This window comes from Sabulibacter ruber (genome assembly GCF_017355955.1).
Lineage (GTDB): Bacteria > Bacteroidota > Bacteroidia > Cytophagales > Hymenobacteraceae > Nibribacter > Nibribacter ruber_A.
Window position 1 is genome coordinate 380891 of sequence record NZ_JAFFID010000003.1, and the last position, 18701, is coordinate 399591.

Here is an 18701-nt window from a genome sequence, read left to right on the forward strand (position 1 = left end):
GCTGATTTCAGGAAAATAAGCTTAAAACAGACAGAGCGTTGGGCTGGCATTTCAATGCCGTACTAAGTGTGGATTGCTTGATTTAAGGAGCGAAGTCCTATTTGTATAAAGGGCCGTAGGTTTGGCAGGCGCGGTAATCAGAACCTTCTGGATCCATCCCGAAAGCGCTCCAGGCCGAGGGTCTGAAGATTCTCTCTTCTTCCACGTTGTGCATGCAAACTGGAATACGAAGCATAGAGGCCAGCGTGATGAGATCAGACCCAACATGGCCGTAGCTGATAGAACCATGGTTAGATCCCCAGTTTGCCATCACCGAATAGACATCTCTGAACGCTCCTTCGCCGGTAGTTTTGGGCACAAACCAAGTGGTGGGCCAAGTTTTATCCGTGCGCTCGTCTAAGACTTGATGCACATTCTCGGGGACATCAATCGTCCAACCTTCAGCAATCTGCAGCACTGGTCCAATTCCTTTGATCAGGTTGATCCGGCTCATGGTCACCGGCATGCCGCCCTTGGTCAAAAATTTAGAAGAGTATCCGCCGCCTCTGAAATAACCATTGTTGGCCGGATACCAGGTAGTGGCGTCTAAACAGGCTTGCGCCTCCTCTTCGCTGATATCCCAGAAAGGCTTCATGGCCGGTTTACCATCTATTGATTGCTGGCCGGTACCATCCAGGGTACAGGAACCGGAGTTGATCAAGTGGATGAAACCATTGGCAGCCTGGTCGGTGGGTTTCCAGCCAGAAACTCTCTCCACCGCCTCAGGGCTCCAGTAAGTTCTCACATCCGCAAAAATCTGGGCGGTGTTGGTGAGCAGATGGCCAAACAGCATGGGAACCCCATTCAGGGAGTCGTTTTCGGTGGCAACCATGTAGGGTGCCCTGATTCCGTTCCAATCAAAGGAAGAATTCAGGATGGCCTCAGAGAAATCTCCATTGGGTAGGAAGTCCGTCCACTGGCGTTGTCCCTGGAAACCAGATACAATGGCGTTGTGGCCAAAGGCTTCTTCTCCAAAACCCATCTCGGCCAGCTTCTCATTGCCCATCATCAGGTCCCTGATGATCAAGGTCATCTTGACGACAAACTCCCAGTCTTTGTCTTTCTGCTCCCGGGAGCTTTGTTTCTCGTCAGGATTGTAGTCTTCGCCTTCTTTGCAGTTTTCCTTTGTCCAAGTTAATGCTCTGGCATACTCTTCCTGGTCAAAGATATTGTGCTCAATCCTTCTCAGTACCTCCGTGGAATCCACGTACTCATTACGCATGCCCAGGTAATTCTGGAAGAAATCGGCATCTACAATAGAGCCTGCAATGCCCATGGAAACCGAGCCAATGCTCAGGTAAGACTTTCCACGCATGAGCGACACGGCTAACCCGGCTTTTGCGAAACTCAGCAATTTTGATTTTACATCCTCGGGGATAAAAGGATCTCCCACATCCTGCACATCCTTGCCGTAGATCCCGAAGGCAGGTAAGCCTTTTTGGTTATGCCCTGCCAGCGCAGCAGCCAGGTAAACGGCCCCTGGTCTTTCGGTACCGTTAAAACCCCAAATGGCTTTTGGCAGATGCGGGTTCATATCAATGGTTTCTGTTCCGTAGCACCAGCACGGCGTTACAGACAAAGACACCCCCACGTTTTCTCTTTCAAATTTCTTGGCGCAATCTGCTGCCTCTTTCACCCCACCAATAGTAGAATCGGCGATAACGCACTGCACCGGGGTACCATCTGGGTATCTGAGTTCCTGCTCAAATAAGGCTGCCACGTTGCGGGCCATGTTCATGGTGGTGTCTTCCAATGACTCACGTACACCACCAAGTCTTCCATCTATGATAGGACGTATTCCAATTTTAGGATAATCTTCTGTAGTAATTTTCATATTCAATAAACCGAGAACGCGTGATAAGTCTACCTGATAAAAATTTTACTTTTTGAAGGAGCCCTGAATAGTGGCTAGAGAAACTCCCAACACCTTCTGCGAGATGGCATCTAAGGCGGCTTTGTCTCCGGTGAAATGGAAGACATTGTGCTGGTGAGTCAGGGTTTGGCCTGGTTTTAAGAAAGCTGCCGGCGAAACACTCTCAATTTCATAGAAAGGCCCCATCTGACTTCCGTCTTCCAAAGGGCCATCGTTGTAGGCATTGACCGCATCGCCTTTCAATGGGTCTTTTTCGGCGGTCCATTCCTGATTCAAGTAAGTACCCTTGTTTTCCACATCAAAGGTGGTCACCGTAAGTACATTATTGGCAGGATCATAGCTACCCGCCACCGGTCTGGCCCTTTCTGGCGACAAACCTAATTTACCTCTTGATTTGCCATCGGCTTTGAAGTAAAGGATGCCCTTTTCATGCTTCACCCGATCAGCCGGAATCTGCCCGAAGTAATCTGTGGTAGCTACTTTACCAGTTGCCTTTTCATTGTAAGGGACTACAATCACCGTCTCAGGCGAAGGATTAAACATATCCAGGATCCAGATACAAGGGGCACCGGTTTCTTTGGTCCAGGCATTCTGCCCGGTGTTAGTGATGGCATTCTGGGTTTTGTAACCAACTGCCTTTACGCTTTCATTTCCTTTTATCCCCAACAACCTGGCAATTTCGGCATCCGTTAAGATCTGAACATCCCGGTTGATTTTTATCTGTAAGGGCGAGCCGAGGTAATTGGTCAACGAGGTCTCTTTTTCTAGCGCCACCTTGGACTGGTCACTTGATACAACTTTCCAGTTTTCTGTATCTACCGACGCAGGCGTCACCCAGTTTTCAAATACCATCTGAGTTTTAGGTTTAAAGAAAACCGAGAACTTACCGCCCTCCGGTCCTAACCAAAACCTGTTTTCCCCGCCATAGGCATTCATGTGCGGGTCCTTTTCAGCATCAAACGCTTTGTAATTTATCCACCCGAAGCTTCTTCCCTGCAAACCTTCAGCGGTGGAGGTAAACACCTTGCCCTGGTATTTTGCAGATACAATTACCTGACTTTCCCCGCTGCCATCTGTTAAAACAATCAGGCTGTCATCTTTGCTTTTCAGGAAGTTGATATCGTACCCAAAGCTACCGGAGGCAAATTGCTCTGCTTTTTCATTTGATGTGGATTCTTTTCCTGTGGTCTGACATGCCTGCATACTCATCGCGACTAGTATTGCTAATAAAGGATTACATTTTTTCATATTTCTGGTATGGATCACATTTGATACTTGCGTTTAGACAAACCATCTTAGCCCAACTGGTCAACTGGCGGTTAATGGAATCAACATCCTCTGCTCGCTTTACACTTTGGCTTACCCAGGTTAAAATAACCGGTAGCCAAGTACCCCCACCATCTCACATGCATTGAAGAAAAGCTTGCGTTATGACCCGTTTTGGTGGCTGCTTTAGCTACTTAACAGGTATGTTTCTTTCTGCTTAGGATATCAGACCATCTCTGATGCGATGTCAAGTTAATCGATTAAATATTAAATCCAAAAAAAAGCGGGCTTAAAATTAAAAAAATTCTAAGCACCACTAGACTTGCGGATAATTAATTCCGGATCAAACTGAATCTGCCCAATTCTGCCGTTACTGCTCTCAATCTGGTCTAAGAGCAACTGAACAGCCCCTTTCCCGATTTCATATACCGGTTGTCTTACATAGGTAAGTGGGCAGTAGTAAAAATCAAAAGCCTCGCCTTCGTCAAAGCTGACAATGGCCAAATCATCCGGAACCTTCAGCTTTAGCTTATCAATGTATTTCAACCCATTGATGGCTAAGGTATTGGTTGCAAAAAACAGGGCATCTATTGGCTCACCGTTGGAAAGCATGCCGTCAATTGCGTTTTTAACCCCGTTTTTGATATCCCCGTATTTTACTTCTTTTAACCAGTTTTTGCTCATGGTTAACCCAACATCAAGAAGGGCTTCCTGATAACCTCTTTTTCTTTCCTGCATGTGGTACAGGTTGGTTTTATAGGCCAGCATCCCAATGCGTCTTCTTCCCATTCTAGCCAGATGCATTACGGCCTCATAAGCTGCCCTGTGATTATCCAAAGCCACAAAACTGGAGGGGATCTCCGGGAAATAGCGGTCAATAAGCACAAAGGGCACTTTTTGCTCCTTTAAATATAAAATCTGCTCCTCAGAAGATTCAGAAGGGACAATGATTACCCCATCTACCTGGCGGTTCAGCAATACGTTGATCAGGTCCCAGGAACGCTCAGGCTTTTCGTCTGAACTACCAAAAATCACTGTATACCCGTGTTCTTTTGCTTCATCTTCTATCACTCTCGCAATGGATGAAAAGAAAGGGTTGGAAACATCTGCCAGAATCAGGCCCAAGGTGTTTGTTCTGCCCATCTTCAGGCTTTTGGCAATCTGGTTGGGCTGGTAATTAAGCTCCTTTGCGGCCGCTCTTATTTTGGCTGCCATTTCATCGCTCACTTTTCCTTCCTTGCCCTTGTTAAGCGCATAGGAGACAGCAGCTGTAGACACCCCCACTTTCTGCGCAATATCCTTCAAAGAGACTTTGTTCCTCATAACCTAAATCAAAAGCATTGGTGGGTGTAAACACATAATATGTTAACTTCTACGATACTTTTCACAAGTATATAAATAGTTAATCGTTTAAAATACGATTATTTATTTTTTCTTTTTCCTCATGGTTAAGGCAAAAGTACAAGTAGCTAGAACCCTTGACGTTACGAAAGCAGCAAATTGGTTTATATCCTGACTTTATAAGAATTGCATTTTCTGTTTAAGCACTTGATGATAACACCACTGCAAGGACCTTTCTTTTCATTTTACACCTTCTTTCCAGAAATTAGACTTAAAACAGAAAGTTTTCAGAACTAAACAGACGGATTGGTAAAAGCATAGGATAGTAATTCCCATAAATAGGTCAGGCAATTCCCTGTATCCTATTAAACCATTGACTCTGCTTAGATTTAAACACTGCTCTCCTGCCTTCTGTAAGGCACTTACTTGATCTGAGGCCATCCACTCTTATACCGGATCGGCTTTATCAACATTACCCTACCCGCATTCATATCTACTTTACCGTCTTTCTGGATTTTTATAGCATGATAGGCTATATGACGCTTCCCATTTTTGTCTTTGAAAATGGAATTATGCCCGGGGGCAAGCTAGGAATCATCTTTCTCTAAGATGACGCTGGTGCCGTTCTTCCTTTCTTCCCCCAACCTGGTGAAAGGGCCAAAAGGATCTTCTGAGCGGGCAACCAATACCGCGTAACTGGCCTTTTCGCCGCAACAGTTATCTCCCGAATAGTAGAGGTAATATTTTCCTTTATAGTAATCTACCCATGCTCCTTCAACCAATTGGTCATACTTCTTTTCTTGTCTTGGTAGGATAACCGGTTTGGGACTTGTCCCATTTTTGAAAGACTTCCAATCTGAAGAGAGCTCCTGCACTTTGATAGGTTCATGCCCTGATCCCCAATACAAAAGCTTCTTGCCGGTTTTAGGGTCAATGAAAGCCATCGGGTCAATGTTGATGAAGGTGTCTCCGCACAACAGAGGGTTTCCCATGTCAACAAAAGGGCCAAGCGGGTTGTCTGAAAAGGCTACTCCCATGCATTTCCCCACGTTTTGATCATTGGACTCACCGGAGTAGAACAGCACGTACTGCTTTAAGCTATCATCATAAAGTACATGGGGCGCCCAGAAATCTGTAGCGGCCCAGGTAGGTTTATTGGGAAGTGCATCGCCTTCAATTTTCCAGTTCTGCAAGTCTTTGGAAGAAGCCACCTGGATATTCAACGTTTTGCCCTCTACATCGCTGTTAGTGGCATAGGCATAGTAGGTGTCTCCTACCCTTACCACTGTAGGATCGGGGAAATCCTGGTCAATCACCGGGTTCATGGTCTTCTGAGCCCAACCACTAAGGGATACAATTGAAAAGAGAATGGCCATTAACTTACTTTTCATGGTTTTACCTTAGTTATTGTCACAGAATGCAATACAAATCTCCCAACGGCTACTGCAAACCACATTAACCAGGAATAAGGAGAATTGTACTACTCCCCTTACTCCTGATTTGAGGCTATTTTAGCAAAAACACCTTTAAAATGCACTTTCACTTCAGCACTCTTGGTTAGAAATAGCAGTGCTTGAAAGGAATCAATTTCCCCAAAGTTGCGCCCCGTTGCCTTTGCTTTTCCGCCACTCGTTCCGCCATTTGTGCATCTCCACTGGGCCAATGAACGGCAGGAATTTTCTGGCTTCTTTGTTTGGAATGGCGGGAATTCTTGCTGCCTCACTCTGGTACCAATACGCAACACTGGCCAGATCCAAGGTAAGGACATTGTTGTGCCCGTGTTCAATGGTAAACCTTAGCGACTTATCAAAATAGACTGGATCAGATATGTGGAACCGGTAAACATGGGTACGTCCTAACCAACCTACATCATTGTTCACCCTGGCATACCCGTAGTAAGGATGTGCGTAAACATCTTTAGGGCACCAGGCAGTGTTGAAGTAGTCTTCGGTACCCGTTCCGTTGATAGTGGGCTGAGTTGCTCCATCAATAAAGATCATATCATCGCCTTCGCCATACCACATTGGGGTTGGAGAGTGAACGTAGTAGTTTACCCCCACAAAATGACCTTTCCCTTTGATGTCTGCAATAAGGTAGTTGTCTTTGCCAGAGGTATTGTTGCCCTGTGGACCCAATGCAGCCCATTCGTTCTCTCCTTCTGCCGGTGCCTCGGTCAATTCTTTGTTGTACCAGGCATGGAACCGGCCGGTGTTTTTAGGAAGGCTGGGCATCTCTACATAATCCACGAAATAGTAGAAGGCCTCAATGTTCCTTCCGGTCTGGTTTTCTATCTCAATCCGGGCTCCTTTGGCAAAGGGCATAGAAAAGTAACTCACCAGTCCACTTCCATCTACCGGACCCGCTGCCAGGGGCAGAGAAGCATAGTTATAGGACTCGTTCCAACCCTGGCCAAAAAACGGACCTATAGGTGACTCCACCGATGGATAGTCATTTCCATCCCAGTACATTCTAAGGATGATATCGTTGCGGTTTAAGTGATCTGGTCCGGGCGCGATGGTGATCCAGATATGATTGATAATACCAGCCCCTTTTACATCAAACAGCGTGCGTTTCTGTCCGTCAGGAATATTCTCAAAACGGTCATTGTTACCTCCGGTCCGGTCATGGCTGCTTACCCTTCTGGACTTCACATCTTGCTTAATCTGTGACAAACCCATCAACTCCTGGGCATTGCTATTTTCTACCAGCAATAGGAAGGCAGCAAATAGAAGTAGAATTTTATGCTTCATGATAAATGATGTGATTATGAATAATTGTAAGAAAGCAAGCGTGATACAGCATTGGCATAGAGCTACTTGGCCTTACCAGTACCGGGAAGAATCATTCAAGCGAAAAGATTGTTCAGTGAAGCTTAGGCGAAGCCCCCACCTTAACAGCAGCCTTCGGGCCCACAACTTTCTTCCTTGATTTTCTGGACCAATAACCCTACTTCCAGTTCCTCTTTAGTGGCGGCACGTACCTCCTCCACAACCAGTTCCAGGGTAAAACTGTCATCCAGGTCTTGATAGCCATCCTCTTGGCAAATAGACACATTTCTGGTGTCCCCGGCTCTTAAGCCAATCAGGTTGGCTTCCAAGGCAGGCAGTATGTTCCCGAAACCATGGATGTACTGAATAGGCTCACCACTCATAGTGTCTTCTAGGACTTCACCTTTACTGTTCTTCATTAGGTACCGTAATGAAACTACCGTCTTGAAAGCTACCTGCATGTTGTAAAGAAATTGACACTTTGTTGTTGTTAATACTTTAGGCCTGTAATGCTGTTTTAAATCTTGAACCAACAAGTTTCCATAAAAGCACTGCACCTACTGCCCCCAGGGTAGTGGGCACCAGGTAAATCCACAGATGCTCCATATGACCAGAGACCAGGGCAGGGCCAAAAGAGCGGGCTGGGTTCATAGAAGCCCCAGTTAAGGGACCTGCCAACAGAGCTTCTAAGGCTATCACCAGACCTATTATAAAGCTATTTGCGAGAAGGCTGCTTTCCCGTTTTTCGGCTACTTTCAGTATTACAGCCATTAACAGGAAAGTCAAAAAGAACTCCAAAGCAATGGTTTGCATAGGGCTAATGGAGGGCTGAGTTACTCCTAGTGACGGATTCAAGGGGAATAAAAGCCTCAAACTCAGGCTGGCCGATAACGCACCCAGAAACTGGCTTGCAGCATATAACAGGAATTGCCTGGCTGGTAAACTTCCGCTTATAAAGAAAGCACAACTTACTGCAGGGTTAAGATGCGCCCCGGAGGCCTTTGAGAAAACCAGGATCATGCCCATCACAATGGCTCCAAAGGTAATTGAAACCCCAGCATGGGTTATCATTCCGTTTGACTCCTGGTTCACAATGATGGCCCCGGTACCAACAAATACCAGTGCAAAAGTACCCACATACTCTGCCAGCCATTTCCTGTAGTTCACTCGCATACCTCCAGGTCAAAAAAGTTATTCCAGAATTCTATGAGTTGGCGTAGGAAACCCTGGTTGAAATGAGTTCTTCTTCTGTTCCAGGATGGTACAACCAGATAGTTCTTGCGTTTCCTGGATGGCATCTGAGATAATGGCTTCCAGGAAATCCGGTTCGGCCTGAACCCGCGCATTTATCAGAATAGATAGATGCCTGGTTTCTGGTAAAGCTGTACTGATTTGAGTTTGAGCAACAGAAGCGGTTGTAAAACTTATCTTCTCTTGCGCAAGACCGGTATTGATCAAGAATTTAAGATGCCCAATGGAAAGCTCATTTTCTTTGATTCCGGCATGGATTCTGTAAATTAACCCAATTCCAATTTCAACGGCATTGCTTTCAGTTGAAAAGATTTCAATCTCCTGATCTACCCACGCCAGTAGCGCTTCTCCTGCTCCATATACCTCATAATCAATATCAAGCGAGGTGCGTTTACTGGTAAGCTCAAACTCCAGAAGCCCTCTCAACCAATTCTGGATACTTTTACTGTCTAGTGAATTCTGATAAAGAATCTGCTTGTGCTGGTACTTTTTCTCTACCAGCTGTTTCAGTTCCTGCAGCTGGGTGGGGGAAAGGAGATCCACTTTATTGATTACCAAAAGATCAGCTTCTTCCAGTTGCTTTTTGTAGATATAACTCACACTATCGGCAAAAAGCCTTGAGCTTTGAAGCAACGTTGGCAAGACCCGGGCATCTGCAAAAACCGATACCACCACTTCTATTTCTGGGCGGTATTGAGACAAGGGTTTTACAATGGTGGCGATCAGATCGGTACATGAACCTACCGATTCGGCGAAAATTATTTCTGCACTGTTCTCCTCTTTCAGGGAATAAAGGTTTGAGTCAAGTTGGTCATAATTACAACAGAAACAGCCGTTGGTCACTTCCAGAGTAGGCACGTTTGCTCCTTTCATGAACCCACTATCCACCAACTGATCTCCCTGGTCATTGGTGATTACCCCTACTTTTATGCCATTGCTAAGCAACTCAGAACAGGCTTTTTGAATTGCGGTTGTTTTTCCGCTGCCTAGAAATCCGCCAACCAGATACAGTTTCATACCTACAGTTTCTTTTTAGAAGCTAAGCGACCATCTCTTATGATAAAGCTATGTATCGCTCAGCTTCTGATTCAATGATTAACTTCCAACACTAAGATTAAACTTACCAGCCAGGGTTTTGCACAAGCTCAAAGTTCTTGTTGATCTCTGCAATTTGTAATGGCCACAGATAGTGCTTAGGGGCTTGGAATACCCTGTTTTCAATAATCACCCTGTTATAGAAAGCAGGATCTTTAAGGTTATTCCCGGCCAGGATGTTCATCCCATGGATTGGTTTATTGTCAATATTTTCGGCTATTTTCCACCTTCTGGTATCAAAGTACCGATGAGCTTCAAAGGCTAACTCAATTCTTCTTTCATGCCTGATCCGTTCACGCATTTGCTCTTTAGACAACCCTGCAGGTAGTCCTGGCAACCCGGCCCGTTCCCGGATGCGGTTTACATACGTATACACATCGGCTACCGGGCCTTGGGCTTCGTTTAGGGCTTCGGCATAGTTCAGGTAAAGCTCTCCTACTCTAAAGAAGATCCAGGATCTTAATGCAAACCTATCCTGGAAGGTAACGGAGTTAGGATCTACCATTTTTCTCATCAGGTAACCTGAAATGTTGTAGTCAGAACCTCCTCTTGATCGTCCGTCAAGCCCCGTGTTCCAGAATTCCAGTCTTCTGCCTTTCCACATAGAGCCGCTGAAGCTGATATTGGCGTAGAAACGGGGCTCTCTGTTTACATACATGTTGCTCACATCTGTTGGATAATAGCCTTTGGGGTGAGCAGTAGTGGAAAAACCCTGTTCTGTATAACCTGAGTTAGGGTTGATGTTTGGTGAACCATCTGGGTTATAGCCCAGGATGGGCGATTCTCCGTTAGCCATCTGATAGGCATCCACATGCTCCTGGGTTGGGCACAGGATGGAAAACCCGCCGTGGCTCAATGGGTTGGCTTGCCGTTCAAAGTGACCATAGAAACCCAGGTTACGGGCAAAAAGCACTTCATCATTCCAATTGCGCATGAACAGTTCCAGGTAACTGGTTACCGGATCATTGTTGGCTGCCTTGTATAGGGTGTACCCTCCTCCTTCCACCATATCAATCGCTTCTTTGGCGGCCTGTGCGGCGGCATTCCACTTCTCAGGTTTGTATGCCTGGGGGAACAGGAGCGTACCGTCATCATTTTTCAGGGCTCTGAACTCAGCAGGAACATTCTCATTGTACAGCGGACTTGCTGCATACAATAAAACTCTGGCTTTCAAGGCCACTGCGGCGGCTTTGGTTGCCCGTCCCACCATTGGGCCTGTGTTGCGCATAGGTAAAGTTTGAGCAGCTTTATCACATTCCTGGGCGATGAAGTTGACCACCTCCTCTAAAGGCTGACGGCGGATGGCATCAAATTCTTCATCTACTCCCCAAGTGCGGTTCATGATTGGAATTGGTCCATGGATCCGCATGATGAAGAAATGGTAGAAGGCACGCAGGAATGTGGCTTCTCCTATCCACCGTTGCCGGTCTTCCTCGGTGAACCCCTGTACCAAGGGCACCTTATGCACATTATCTAAAAAGATGTTCAGCTTTCTGATTCCTTCATAGTTGAATCCCCAGATATCTGGCACGGTATAGTCAGAGTTCCAGGCCCCTGAATTCAGCAAATGAGCATAAGCACCCTTATAGGTTATCTCCATCTCATCTGAAGCGCCGGTAAAAGGATTTCTGGCGGGCCAATCGGCAGGGTTCATCATTTCTGGCAGATTGAAGTAGGCCGAGGTAAGAAAACTCTCAGCGTACTGTCTTTCAGCAAAAACCTCATCTAAGGTTAAATCTTCCTCCGGTCCTTTATCTAAAAAGTCTTGCTCACAGGACATTGCCAGAAGTATCAACAAAGAAAGAGCAAGCGATATGATTTTACTTTTCATGTCTGATTTCTTAATGATTGTACTAGAAGGTCACCTGTGCACCAAAATTTATCACTCTCTGTAGCGGATAGCCACCTGTTCCATAATTTGACTCAGGATCAATCACCTTTATTTTATCCCAGGTGTACAGGTTAGTACCGTTTATAAAGATTCTGGCATCGCTTAGCTTAATCTTATCCAGGAAAGGTTTTGGAACATTGTAAGCTACTTCGGCATTCTTCAGCCTTAAATAGCTGGCATCCTGCAGATAATGGGTGCTACTACGATAGTTGTTTCTGTTTTCAGCGGTAATCACGCCTGGATATTTTGCATTTGGGTTCTGCGGAGTCCAACGGTTATCATAGTACTCCCGCAAGATATTGTAGGTACCCATTCCCAGTTCAAAGGCGTACATAGAAGGGCCATCCACGAAGAGACTGGTATTGGCTACTCCTGAGAAAAACACGCTGATTTCAAAGGCTTTGTACCCCAGGGTTCCTCCCATTCCATACATAATTTCCGGCGTTCTAGGGTGACCAATAGCAACCTGGTCGTAGGTGTCAATCACGCCATCTTCGTTTACATCTTTGTATTTGATATCACCAGGCCTTACAACATCCATAAAGGTCTGTCTTGGGCTGTTGGCTATGTCTTCCTGATCTCTAAACAAGCCAAGGGATATCAACCCGAAGGGCTGGTCTATTCTTTGCCCTTCTCTAGCCAGGTAAGGATACTTAGGAGTGGGTTCATCATTTTCTATCACCTTGTTTCTGGAAAAGGTGAAATTTGAATTCAATGAATAGTAGAAGCCATTGGTGGTGGAGTTCCTGATGGTCAACTGGGCATCAAACCCTTGGTTTTTCACTTTCCCGATATTCGCGAAAGGAACAATCCAGGGGTAAATACCTACTACTTGCAGCACGTCTCTTCTCTGAAGAAGAATTCCTTCCCTGTTTTCTCTAAATGCATCAACTTGTAGGGCCACCTTTCCATTGAACAGCTCCAGATCCATTCCCAGGTTTGTTTTGGTAGAGACCTCCCAAGTCACATTTGGGTTACCAATCAATGCCTCATCAAACCCCTGGAAAAAAGCCATATTCTCCCCAAACAGGTAGCTTTGCCCTGCGCGGTTGATGGTTGTGTTGTAAATAAACCGTGGACCAATTTGATCGTTTCCAACCTGCCCGTGTGAGGCCCGGAATTTTAGGTGATTAACGAAATCAAGTTTCCAGAACTTTTCTCCTGAAACAATCCAGCCTGCAGCCACAGAGGGGAAAAACCCAAACCGTTTACCTCTTGGGAAGTTCTCAGAACCGTTATAGCCCATGTTGAACTCCAGCAAGTATCTTTCATCAAATCCATAAGTAAATCTACCTGCAAAGCCTTCACGTCTGTAAGGAAGATTAGCGGTTGATGTAATACCAGGACGAATAAGGTCTATGTATTCCCGCCGGTTGTACAGGGCTAAACCTGTCAAAGCATGTTTCCCAAAGCTTCTGTCATAATTAGCCGAAGCTTCATAATAAACTGCCCTGTTAGCGTAGTTCAAAACATTGAAACCAAGAGGAGATTCTTCTCTGATAGTGGTATAAAGGTCATTCCCCTGGTCGTCTTTACCTCTGTATTGGCGCAATTCATAAGCTTTGAACCGATCAATTGCAGCCTGGTAATAATGGTCATAGGCGAACCTACCCTGTACAGAAAGCCCCGGGGTTACTAAAGAAGATAGATCCCAACGTGTTCCAAAAGTTCCTTGTAAGGTGTTGTGGTCCTGCACCGTGTACCCAGATTGGGTAGATTGGCCATAAGGGTTTTCCCCTAGCCAGGCGGCCCCTCCTCCAAGTGATCCATCTGGATTAAACACCGGATACTGGATAGGTGATATTATTCTCAACGCATTGAATATTCCTCCTGCGGGTACCCCCGGATAATTCCCATGTCTAATGATTCCTCCTAACCCCAGTTCCATACTGAGGCTTTTTGAAAGGGTAATATCTACATTAGAGCGAAAGTTGTACCTCTTGATCTGAGCATTTGTCTGGTAGGTATTTCGTTCATCTTCTTTGTAGATACCATTCTGTAAGGTGTACCCTACGTTGGTATAATACCTTACCACATCTCCCCCTCCTACTATGCTTAAGTTATTGATAGTTTGAAAAGTATTCTTCTTCAGAACCTGATCTACCCAATCTACATTTGGATACAAATAAGGATCTGATCCGGTACGAAACTTGTCTAACTCTGCCTCTGAATAACGTGGAGCCTTACCTTCATTAACCAAAGCCTCATTGATGAGGTTTGCATATTCAGGACCAGTGATATAGTCTGGAAGTCTCATGGCGGTGAGCATGGCAGACTCGGTTCTGAAGGTGATCTTTGGTTTACCCTTCACTCCTCTTTTGGTAGTAATGAGAATTACTCCGTTAGCTCCCCGTACCCCGTAAACGGCAGTGGCAGAGGCATCTTTCAAGATGGAAAAGCTCTCCACCTCTTGCGCATTGATACTGTTAATATCCCTTTCCACCCCATCAATCAGGATTAAGGGAGCACGATTCACCCAGGTTCCCAGGCCTCTAATGTAGATTTGGGCTGCATCAAAGCCTGGTTCGCCAGAAGCCTGCCGGGTTACAATACCAGGTAGCCGCCCTCCTATGGCATTGGATAAAGAGGGCGTGGCCGTTTGCTGCAACTCTGTGGTGCTAACTGTGGAAACTGCGCCTGTTACAGATACTTTCTTCTGGGTACCAAACCCTACTACCACTACTTCCTCTAAGGCTTTTGCATCAGGACGCATGGTTACATTGAGAACAGCCTGGTTTCTTACAACGCTGGAAGCAATAGGAACTTCCTGAGGCTCGTACCCGATCATGGTGATAATCAAGACCCCTTTCTCATCTGGAACCGATAATTCAAAGCTGCCATTGGCATCTGTGGCAGTAGCAATAGTAGAACCTTTCAACAACACAGTAACCCCGGGAAGTGGTCCGCCTTTCTCATCTGTTACTTTGCCGGTAATGGAGATTGGAGCTGCAACAGCCCCGGTTTTTGAGTGAAGATCTGCGTTTTCACTGGCGGCCTTTGACAGATAAGGATTTTCTAACTTAGATTCAGAGAGGGTTTTAGTGGATAAGCTTTCGGCCTGTACTGTTACAATACCCACACAGGGGTACAACAATATCAATTTTAGAAGCTTCTTACCCAGCGGTTTTGAAAAGCGTTTGTAAATGTATCCCATATAAACTTTTTAGATTATTTAAATACTACCTAAGCAAATACTTAAGAAAACTATGCTTCCAGTTAGATAGCCGGCACCCTTCCCCACAGGAACTTTACCTTTATCAAATGCACTCCTTCCCATCTCGCTGGATTTACTCCACTCTAATATTCAAGCTACTTAGTTGGGGTAAGCCTTAAAGCTCCCCACACAGCACTTTAGGGAGCCTTCATACTTATATAAATCTTATTCGAATTATAACTTTATCTTTTTAATCGTTTAACTAAAATATTCGGTTTAAAGCCTACATTTTGAATTTTAAATGAACTATAAAGTGGAAATGAATAGTAATAGATAATCAGCCAAGCAGAGCATTAGCTTGCAAATCCTTGATCTGTAATGCAAGAATCTGATTGATTAGAAGTGGCTTTTTAGCCTTGTACTGCTTAAACACTCAATTTCTGCAAAAATGTAGTTGTGTATTCTAAGGTACAGTTAGCACAGCCGCCTCTACATTGGCAAACCCTTAATTAACACAGGAAATTTAAACGCCTTAAAATTAAATTCCTAATGTTTTACTACTTTATTTATCGATTAACCAAAAGCTATCTAAAAGACAAAGATCCTGCTTTAATAACTTGTAAATAATAGATGCAAATGAGAAGGTTATTAAGCTGAAGGAAGTTATCCAAGATATTCTCCTGCACCTCTGTTGAGAAGCACAGGAGAATATCCTGAATTAATTATTAGTACAACACGCTTGGGTTCAGATGTGTTTTATGGCTAACTTGAAAAAAACAGCCCCAAAACCCACTTTAACCACAAAGGCTTAAACTTTAAGTTATAGCCCAAGCACGAGGCATTGGAATAACTTATCCTAATCTGGCGGACTTACCGGAAACAAGCACTTTCTTCACGGGAATCTTGCCGTGCACCACTGAAAGGGTAGGCTTGCCTCCTTTCAGACTAACTGTGCCGTAACCCGTGTTGGTGGAGATAAAGGAAGTGAAATCCCCTACTTTAGAATCAATGTACAAGGTGTCATCAACGGCATCGTAGCGCACGCCTGTGAGTCCCTGTAGCATCCCGTAGCTAGACATGGCTCTTGCGTACCAGCTACCGCATTCATACTCATTGAAAGGATTCCGGACCCGCCCGTCGTACCTGTTCCGGCAGGCTTTGACAATATCGAGCCCCTCTTTTACCTGGCCTTGCAGCATTAAGTGTGAGGCAACCTGGTACTCTATTCCGGTCCAGACTTCATTGCTATACACGAAGGGTAGGGATAACATACCGCCTTTGGGCCAGGAGCATAAAAGCAAGCCTGCTTCATTCCCCATTGCGTAAGTAGGTCGTTGGGGGTTGACGTGGTCGCTTAAGTCGTTTTTAAGGTTGTATTTATGAACGGCCAGCAAATGGTTCCTGGTTTTCTGCGCATCAACCGGCTCCTCCAGTCCGCACATTCTTGCCATCCAACCACCTAGCACCCCGTCTGATAAGCAACCTGACCCGTACTGGTACTTCGGTCCTTCTTTTTTGAGCACCTCCAGGGCCTCTTCGGTATACTGCGTGTGAAAGGATTGGGCTTTTACGGGATCCGGGGCATTCAACCCTGTCCACTGGATGTCCTGGATGAAGTATTCTCCATCATAAAGCTTCTCCTCCATGTATTTCTTTCCTTTGTTATAAAGGGAAGTATACTCAGCAACATCCTGCTTCAGGAATTTTCCTATTTCGGAGGTGGCCTTCAAAGCTCCCAGATAGAAGCTGGTGATCATGCCGTTGGGGCCCCAGAACTCAATATCGTAGGTATTGTGGTGGGGCTCTTCTACTACTCCCTTCTTTTTAGGATCCCAGGTACGGATGCTGTAGTCCATACTGGTTTTCACCATTGGGTACATTTTCTTTACCCAAGTATTATCACCACTGATGCGCCAGTCGCGGTACACTTTCATGATGCCTCCCAACTGACCGTCTGCCGCAGCGTGGAAATCGTGTTTCAGGGGTGAAATTGGTAAATTAGCCCGAAACGCCTGGTGCCCGTCGGCGTTCTGGTTCTCGCAGAATTCGGTGTGGCGCAGAGTCCTTTCCAGGCCGGGGAAGAGATGCGGCACAGCCTGCGCATAATTCCAGACGTGGGTGCAGGAACCATGGCAGCAACCCCAATCATCGCTGCAGCCCTCCCAACTCCACATTCTGCCGTCATACTGCCGCATGACGGTGGGCGATTTCAGGATGGTAAGGTTGGCAGCCACTGCCTCCATTACCTCGGCCGGAAGGGTGCTGGAATAAAAAGCAGTTGTAAAAGCCTCCGTCTTTTTCCGAAGATCAGCATAATTGTTTCGCCAGTAGGCTGCCACCTCCTGCACATCTTTGAATTTGCTGCTGTACCAGGGCTTATAGTGAGCCGAGGTATAGTTCTTGTTGATCTCGATTCCCAGATCGGCGGTAGTTAAACAGGAACCTGATCCGTCCACTTTGTCCCCGAAACGCAGATCAGAATCCGGCACATACCAGGCCATCATTACGTTAATGCTCTTCTCAGCACCTGGTTGCAGGGAAAACGGAACATACAGAGAGGCACCGGGCGCATCCTTTTCAACCGGAGCATTGGTTTTCACATTGCCTTCTTTGATGGTGTTCCAAACCATGGTAAGCGGGTCAAACCAGCCTCCCCTGAACCAGCAATGGTCCACTACGGTGTTAGGATCATTGGTGAAGATGGCAAAGTCACCGCTGAAATGTGGTTTTTCCTTGGTGCCCTCCTGCGAAAGCACAAACCCGTTCTGAATGCCCTTGATAGAGGCTTTTCCACCACCGTGCTGGGGAATGAAGTTTCTGGAGTTGTAAGAGAAAACACCCTCCACCGGGTTGTTTCCCTTGTTCACGATTCTGTACTCCAGAGCCCCTACCGGAAGACTGGAATTGTCTTCATCTGTTGGCGTGAAAGGACTCCAACCCACCAACTGTACTTCCAGCGGTAAATCCTGATCTTTCAGATTGATAGTAGAAAAGGGAAAACGGGCCAGAAACTCTGCACTGCTGTACCTGGGCAACCCAAAAGTAGCACCATGGGCACCATTACCGGTACCCCGCTGACCAAAAATCTTCCAGTCGGGGACGGGGCCTTCCACCACCTTGGCACCCTTTTCCAGTCCCTTCACGGCTACGGCAGCAAACATGTTGGGCTCGTGAAAGATCTCGGGTCTGTGCCGGATAGACATATGCGAGATAGCGCCCGTACCTTCCAGGCAAAACATACCAGCCCCCATCCCCCCAATGGGGAAGGCAACTCTATTCAGATATTCACCCTTATATGATTCATTGAAATTTCGCCTTTGAACAACGTCTTTCTTACTATCTTCGGCACTGGTTGGGTTTTCGTTCTTCTTTTCAGGAATAGTGGGAGAAGCCAGCAAAGCTCCGGGCATAGTGACGGCGGCCAAACCACTCACTCCCAGGTTTTTCAGGAAGGATCGGCGGTTATTTTCTTCTTTCATCTGAGTTGAATATATCTAATGAATATTTTAATTGAATGAACATTAGTAGACACCTTCCCTGCCCCTCCCAACTTCCTTAGTGCTTAAAATATCCTGAAGCACTTGCATTTCTGCACCCAAACGTGCAGTGGTATGTACCTCACCTCTTCTTACAACTCTGCCTTTGGTTGTATGCAGTACCCTCTTTCCTATGGATGCCCTTCCACAGAAGGTGAACGCCTGCAAACTGCCAATAAGAGGCTTAAATTTTAATCGTTTAACTATACACTAAAAAGTAAAGAGAGGTAGCCTTAACTGGCTAAGAGGAAATACTTGCGTAAATATATAGTTAAACGATTAATTAACAACATAAATTTTATTTTTTTCAATGAACAGAGCCTATTAGAAGAAACAAGTTAATAAATGGCAATGAGTTTAGCCCTTTGTGGAAGTAAAGTCTGATAACATCGGCTCTAAAGGTTCCCTGGTTAAGGAGAAGATGAGCCTGATTTCAGATAGAGTACTATGTTCTCCTAATCTGAACAATCTATAAGGCTGGTTGCGA

At 45.7% G+C, this 18701-nt stretch carries 11 protein-coding genes; all 11 read right to left on the reverse strand.

Going from position 1 to position 18701, the window contains the following annotated elements; genetic code table 11:
• Positions 1 to 97 precede the first annotated feature (97 nt).
• Positions 98 to 1873, reverse strand: a complete 1776-nt coding sequence (locus tag JT719_RS17260; protein ID WP_207434792.1) for an L-fucose isomerase — start codon at positions 1871 to 1873, stop codon at positions 98 to 100.
• A gap of 45 nt (positions 1874 to 1918) precedes the next feature.
• On the reverse strand, positions 1919 to 3115 hold the full coding sequence (locus JT719_RS17265) for a DUF6786 family protein (RefSeq protein WP_242693318.1): 1197 nt from the start codon (positions 3113 to 3115) through the stop codon (positions 1919 to 1921).
• A 369-nt stretch (positions 3116 to 3484) separates the two neighbouring features.
• Positions 3485 to 4501 (reverse strand): LacI family DNA-binding transcriptional regulator, encoded by a 1017-nt coding sequence (locus JT719_RS17270; protein WP_207434797.1) that lies wholly within the window; start codon positions 4499 to 4501, stop codon positions 3485 to 3487.
• A gap of 605 nt (positions 4502 to 5106) precedes the next feature.
• Positions 5107 to 5910 carry a glycoside hydrolase family 43 protein gene (locus JT719_RS17275; protein WP_207434800.1) on the reverse strand — a complete coding sequence of 268 codons (804 nt, stop codon included), beginning with the start codon at positions 5908 to 5910 and terminating at the stop codon, positions 5107 to 5109.
• Positions 5911 to 6102: 192 nt separating this feature from the next.
• Positions 6103 to 7269: a glycoside hydrolase family 172 protein gene (locus JT719_RS17280; RefSeq protein WP_207434801.1), complete on the reverse strand. Its 1167-nt coding sequence runs from the start codon at positions 7267 to 7269 to the stop codon at positions 6103 to 6105.
• 140 nt (positions 7270 to 7409) lie between these two features.
• Positions 7410 to 7748 (reverse strand): FKBP-type peptidyl-prolyl cis-trans isomerase, encoded by a 339-nt coding sequence (locus JT719_RS17285; protein ID WP_278251883.1) that lies wholly within the window; start codon positions 7746 to 7748, stop codon positions 7410 to 7412.
• Between the two features lie 37 nt (positions 7749 to 7785).
• A complete protein-coding gene (locus JT719_RS17290) occupies positions 7786 to 8460 on the reverse strand; it encodes an MIP/aquaporin family protein (RefSeq protein WP_207434805.1) in 675 nt (224 codons plus the stop codon).
• A gap of 18 nt (positions 8461 to 8478) precedes the next feature.
• Entirely contained in the window at positions 8479 to 9555 is a 1077-nt protein-coding gene (locus JT719_RS17295) for a GTP-binding protein (RefSeq protein ID WP_207434808.1), read from the reverse strand.
• A gap of 103 nt (positions 9556 to 9658) precedes the next feature.
• A complete protein-coding gene (locus tag JT719_RS17300; RefSeq protein ID WP_207434809.1) occupies positions 9659 to 11464 on the reverse strand; it encodes a RagB/SusD family nutrient uptake outer membrane protein in 1806 nt (601 codons plus the stop codon).
• Positions 11465 to 11486: 22 nt separating this feature from the next.
• Positions 11487 to 14603: a SusC/RagA family TonB-linked outer membrane protein gene (locus tag JT719_RS17305; protein ID WP_207434810.1), complete on the reverse strand. Its 3117-nt coding sequence runs from the start codon at positions 14601 to 14603 to the stop codon at positions 11487 to 11489.
• A 926-nt stretch (positions 14604 to 15529) separates the two neighbouring features.
• Positions 15530 to 18157 (reverse strand): GH116 family glycosyl hydrolase, encoded by a 2628-nt coding sequence (locus JT719_RS17310; protein WP_207434812.1) that lies wholly within the window; start codon positions 18155 to 18157, stop codon positions 15530 to 15532.
• Positions 18158 to 18701: the final 544 nt, after the last annotated feature.

Bases quoted from the DNA above. Each gene is read 5' to 3' on its own strand.
- JT719_RS17310 (WP_207434812.1), bottom strand. From the start codon at position 18,157: ATGAAAGAAGAAAATAACCGCCGATCCTTCCTGAAAAACCTGGGAGTG.
- JT719_RS17295 (WP_207434808.1), bottom strand. From the start codon at position 9,555: ATGAAACTGTATCTGGTTGGCGGATTTCTAGGCAGCGGAAAAACAACC.
- JT719_RS17290 (WP_207434805.1), bottom strand. From the start codon at position 8,460: ATGCGAGTGAACTACAGGAAATGGCTGGCAGAGTATGTGGGTACTTTT.
- JT719_RS17285 (WP_278251883.1), bottom strand. From the start codon at position 7,748: ATGCAGGTAGCTTTCAAGACGGTAGTTTCATTACGGTACCTAATGAAG.
- JT719_RS17300 (WP_207434809.1), bottom strand. From the start codon at position 11,464: ATGAAAAGTAAAATCATATCGCTTGCTCTTTCTTTGTTGATACTTCTG.
- JT719_RS17270 (WP_207434797.1), bottom strand. From the start codon at position 4,501: ATGAGGAACAAAGTCTCTTTGAAGGATATTGCGCAGAAAGTGGGGGTG.
- JT719_RS17265 (WP_242693318.1), bottom strand. From the start codon at position 3,115: ATGCAGGCATGTCAGACCACAGGAAAAGAATCCACATCAAATGAAAAA.
- JT719_RS17260 (WP_207434792.1), bottom strand. From the start codon at position 1,873: ATGAAAATTACTACAGAAGATTATCCTAAAATTGGAATACGTCCTATC.
- JT719_RS17280 (WP_207434801.1), bottom strand. From the start codon at position 7,269: ATGAAGCATAAAATTCTACTTCTATTTGCTGCCTTCCTATTGCTGGTA.
- JT719_RS17275 (WP_207434800.1), bottom strand. From the start codon at position 5,910: ATGAAAAGTAAGTTAATGGCCATTCTCTTTTCAATTGTATCCCTTAGT.